The sequence below is a fragment of the Pseudarthrobacter sp. R1 genome, from assembly GCF_024494415.1.
Taxonomy (GTDB): Bacteria; Actinomycetota; Actinomycetes; order Actinomycetales; family Micrococcaceae; genus Arthrobacter.
Genome location: NZ_JAMKFI010000054.1, coordinates 1 through 4335 on the forward strand (window position 1 = coordinate 1; position 4335 = coordinate 4335).

Below are 4335 nucleotides of genomic sequence, written 5' to 3' on the forward strand. Positions count from 1 at the left end.
TGGTCACCCTGTGGCTGTCTTCGCGGACCAGTTGGGCGTCGGCAACGGGCTCCACGGCCACCGGGGCTGGTTTGTTGAGCGTGAACACGGCGTACCAGATCGCTCCTGCGGCCACGAGGGCTCCGAGAAGGACCCAGATGACGGTACGGGCGCGCTTGGCCGGATCTGCCGGCTTTGTTTTGGTTTTTGTCTGTGACATCAGTGATGCATGCTTTCCTGGTCGCGGTGGGCGGCTGGTTCGATTTGAAACGTGGAGTGTTCGACGCTGACGTCGAAGTGTTCGGCGACGCAACGCTGCAGATCGGCCAGGATGGTGGCGGCGTGCCCGTCGGTCATGCAGCCGTCTTCGACGGTGACGTGTGCCGAAAGCACAGGGGTTCCGGAGCCAACGAGGGAGGCATGCAGGTCGTGGACGTCTATGACGTGGGGCAGGGCTAGGATGTGCTCGCGGACATCCCCCAGGTCTAGCCCGGCGGGGGCGTTTTCCATCAGCACGTTGACGGTGTCGCGGAGCAGTTTCAGGGTCCGGGGAATGATCAGCACGCCAATGAGAATGGACACGACCGCGTCGGCCTGAACCCAGCCGGTGAGGGCGATGATGACCGCGGCGACGATCACTGCCACGGAGCCCAGGGCGTCGTTTAGGACCTCCAGGAAGGCGGCCTTCATGTTGAAGTTGTGGTTCCTGCCGGAGGCCAGAACCACAAGGCCCACGGCATTGCCGGCCAGGCCGATCACGCCGAACCACAACATCGCCGGTCCGGCGATTTCGGGGGGTTCAAAGAATCTGCGGACGCCTTCGATGATGACGAACGTGCCAACGACCAGCAGCAGGGACGCCTGGAACGCGGCGGCGATGATTTCGGCTCGTTTGTAGCCCCATGTGCGTTTAAGGGTGGGTGGTTTCAGAGCCAGCGAGGCTGCGATGAGAGCGATCAGCAGTCCGGTGGAGTCTGTAAACATGTGCCCGGCGTCAGCCAGCAGCGCCAGGCTGCCGGTCAGGAACGCGCCGATGATTTCCGCGGCCATCACGCTGAACGTGATTGCGAAGACGATCAGCAGTTTCCCGCGCTGGCGGGTGCCTGCTACGGCGTGGTCGTGGTCATGTCCGCTCATAAAAGCACCTTTACACTGTCGGATTCAGCAGGGGGACGGGGGTCTTGTCCTGCGACAATTAGAATACAGAACGCGATGGATTCATGACGTCGTGTATCCACGGTGGCTCTGGAGGAGATGCTCATTTTGACCCACCCCGCCCACCACGGCCCCCGGGGCCGGGGTAGGTGCGTTCGCCCAGTTGGGCGAGCATGTCGTTGTAGGCCTCCAGATCCGCGTCGCGGTTGCGGTCCGCGGCGCGGTCGGTGCGGCGCATCTCCCTTGTGTCGGAGCGGGACCACATGATGGCGACTCCGATCGCGATCAGGAGGGTAGGCACCTCGCCAATGCCCCAGGTGATGGCGCCGGCCATTTGCTGGTCTGCCAGCGGGGAAAGGCCCCAGTCCCTGCCAAGACGGGTAAACCAGTCCGGCTGGAGGAGGGTGGTAGAGCCCATCAGCGTGACGCCGAAGAATGCGTGGAAGGCCATGGTGGCGAGTAGCAGCAGCAGCCGCAGCGGGTACGGCGCCCTGCGGAGGACCGGGTCGGTGCCGATCATGGACAGGACGAACAGGTAGCCGGTGATAAGGAAATGCACTGTCATCAGTTCATGCCCGGCGTGTTCGCGTAGAGCGAACCCGAAAGCGTCCGAGTAGTAGAACAGCACAATCGAGCCGGCGAAGTTGGCCGCGACGAACAGCGGATGCGTCACGACGGCGGCCGGGCGCGAGTGCACCAGGACCATGAGCCATTCCCGTGGTCCCCTCGTGCCGTCGTGCCGGGGAGTCAGGGCCCTCAGCGCCAGGGTGACGGGGGCGCCGAGGACAAGGAACACCGGAACGATCATGGTCAGTGCCATGTGGTCGACCATGTGCGCGCTGAACAGCACCCGCCCGTAGACCGACGGGCCGCCGGAGGTGAAAAAAATCAGTGCGGCCAGGCCCAGCAGCCACATCAGGGCCCGGGGCCATGGCCATTTGTCCCCACGGCGGCGGAGCTGAAGGGCTGCCCTCAGGTAAAGATAGGCGGCTGTCACCGCGACGGCGATCCATAGCCAGTCCGGGCGCCAGACTGTGAACCAGCGCTCCGGCGTGAGCTCGGGCGGCAGGAGGTATCCGGTGAGGATTTGCGCCGGCGTCAGTGCCGGTTCGATGTCCTGTCCGCCCGGAGGGGGAGTGCGGCTTAAGGCCGCCGCCAGCCCGCTGACGGCGCCCATTATGAGCACCTCGGCAATGATTAGCCGCCACAGCAGCCGCCCGGCCCTCACCGCGCCGACTGCGGCCAGGGCGGGAATAACACGACGGCGGTGCAGGAGCCCGAGGCCGCCCAGGACCAGTGCCCCGGCTGTCTTCGCCATCAGAAGCACGCCGTAGGGTGAGGCGAGCCCTGCAGGCAGATCCAGGCGGATGGCGGCGTTGATCAGCCCGGAGGTCACAACAAGGACGAAGGCGAACCCTGCCAGGGTGGAAAACCGTTTTACGACCGCAGCAGTGTCTTTGCCTAGGGCGGTCCCGGCTATAGCCAGGGCGATCAGGCCGCCAAACCAAAGGGATACCCCAACCAGGTGCAGCCCCAGGGAGTTGATCGCCTGTTCGTGGTCGTTGCCTCCTGCGGCATGGCCAATCAGGATCATCGGCACCAGTCCACCCATGGCAAGCACTGCCGTTGCCGCCAGTCCTGCTGGGGAGCGGAGACCAAAGGTCGCCGTCGCCACCGTGGATGCAATGATGACCACCCACAGCCAGGCACTGCCGGTCGGGAGTTCGGTGACGTAGGAGGCCAGTTGGGCGGCGAATTCCGGGGTGCCGGAAATCGGTACCCCGGCTATGTCGGCAAAGCTGAAAACTATGACGGCGACGGCGGAGAATGTCCAGAGCAGGCTGGCGGCAGAAGCCAGCACCATAAGGCGGGTGAACGCCGGGTGCTCACCGGCCTCCGCGTCTTGGCCGGCTGGTTTGCGTTTCCGGGGCCGTGACAGGGCGGGCGGGACGATGAAGGCAGCAAAGACCAGGGCGCCGATGGTAGCGGCCGCGGAAATGTTGTGGACGGTCTGGACGATGCCGTAGCCCCAGCGGACCAAGGCCCCCGGGTCTCGGGTTTCGGCCGGCAGCACGCCCCTGCCGTAGGCGGAGGCGATCACCACGATAACGACGGCGATCAGGCCGGCGACGGCCAGCCACCACGGCTTCGGCGATGCTTCCGGCATTCCGGCAGGGGATTTCGAAGCCACAACGGATCCTTTGAACATGGTTTTGCCTGCTGCCGGCGCGTGCCCGGAAGTTGGCGGCCGCAGGAGACGGCACGTGTCAACATTATCTGTAGAGTTGTTCAGATGTTAATCCCGTGGGCGTCATGCCGAGTGCCCGTAAGCGGCCTGCGGCCCCACGCGAGAAGCGAATGCGAAGCATTAGCAGCAAAGGTAGCCTTGATGGATGAGTGCGATTTCCCTTCCTGCGATGCCTGCCACCGGCGGCACCGGCAGCGACTGTGCCGTACGTTTGGTCGATGCCGACAGGGTCCAGGCAGTGCGGGCCAGGATGCCGCAGGAGGCCGCCGTCACCGACCTTGCCGTGATTTTCGGGCTGCTGGCGGATCCGGGCCGGGTCAGGATCCTCATTGCCTTGCTCGAGGGCGAGATGTGCGTCTGCGATTTGGCGGCAACGACGGGTTTGAGCGAGTCCGGCGTCTCCCATGCCCTGCGGCTGCTGCGGGGACCGAAGGTCGTTACTGTCCGGCGGTCGGGCCGGATGGCGTATTACTCGCTGGCGGATTCGCATGTCCGCCTGCTCCTGGACCTCGGTCTGGCCCATGTCGGGCACAGCGGGCACGAGCGGTTGCTGCTGACCGGCAGCGACTGAAGCCGATCCCTGAACAGAGCCGGGGAGCGGGGTCAGGACATGGGTGAACCTGAGGTTGAAGGTCCTGTCTGGCTGCCGTCCCTGCCCCCGTCAGTGGGGGAGTACCTCGCCCCGAACCTGCAGCCGGTACCGCTTCTTCCGGTACTGGCTCTGATCGCCGCACTTCTCTACCTGGCCGGGGTTATCAGCCTTTGGCGCCGGCGCCGAAGCTGGTCACCGGTACGCAGCGTGTCTTTTCTGGTCGGGTGTGCCGCCATTATCGTGGTCATGGGTGCCGGGATCGAAGGCTACGGGCTGCGGATGTTCTCCATTTTCATGTTCCAGCAGCTGACATTGATGATGGCTGTTCCGCCGCTGCTGGTGATCGGCTCGCCCGGCACGT

4 protein-coding genes and 1 pseudogene are annotated in these 4335 nt (G+C 64.8%); 2 read left to right on the forward strand and 3 right to left on the reverse strand.

Annotated elements, in window-relative coordinates; translation table 11 throughout:
- The 3 genes and pseudogenes from M8J71_RS23070 to M8J71_RS23080 all read right to left on the reverse strand — a co-directional run.
- Positions 1 to 199: pseudogene (locus M8J71_RS23070) on the reverse strand (DsbA family protein); the annotation flags it as partial.
- Positions 199 to 1116, reverse strand: a complete 918-nt coding sequence (locus M8J71_RS23075) for a cation diffusion facilitator family transporter (protein WP_256250196.1) — start codon at positions 1114 to 1116, stop codon at positions 199 to 201. The gene M8J71_RS23075 and the pseudogene M8J71_RS23070, both read right to left, overlap by 1 nt.
- A gap of 121 nt (positions 1117 to 1237) precedes the next feature.
- Complete coding sequence (locus M8J71_RS23080) at positions 1238 to 3325, reverse strand: cytochrome c oxidase assembly protein (protein ID WP_256250197.1); 2088 nt, start codon at positions 3323 to 3325, stop codon at positions 1238 to 1240.
- 202 nt (positions 3326 to 3527) lie between these two features.
- Here M8J71_RS23080 and M8J71_RS23085 point away from each other — a divergent pair, with 202 nt between their 5' ends.
- Positions 3528 to 3953, forward strand: a complete 426-nt coding sequence (locus M8J71_RS23085) for an ArsR/SmtB family transcription factor (protein ID WP_305480294.1) — start codon at positions 3528 to 3530, stop codon at positions 3951 to 3953.
- Positions 3954 to 3992: 39 nt separating this feature from the next.
- On the forward strand, positions 3993 to 4335 hold a 343-nt coding region (locus M8J71_RS23090), incomplete at its 3' end, for a cytochrome c oxidase assembly protein (RefSeq protein WP_256250198.1).

What these genes read in the sequence shown, in the direction of transcription:
- M8J71_RS23075 (WP_256250196.1), bottom strand. Translation starts at nt 1,116, where the DNA reads ATGAGCGGACATGACCACGACCACGCCGTAGCAGGCACCCGCCAGCGC.
- M8J71_RS23085 (WP_305480294.1), top strand. Translation starts at nt 3,528, where the DNA reads ATGAGTGCGATTTCCCTTCCTGCGATGCCTGCCACCGGCGGCACCGGC.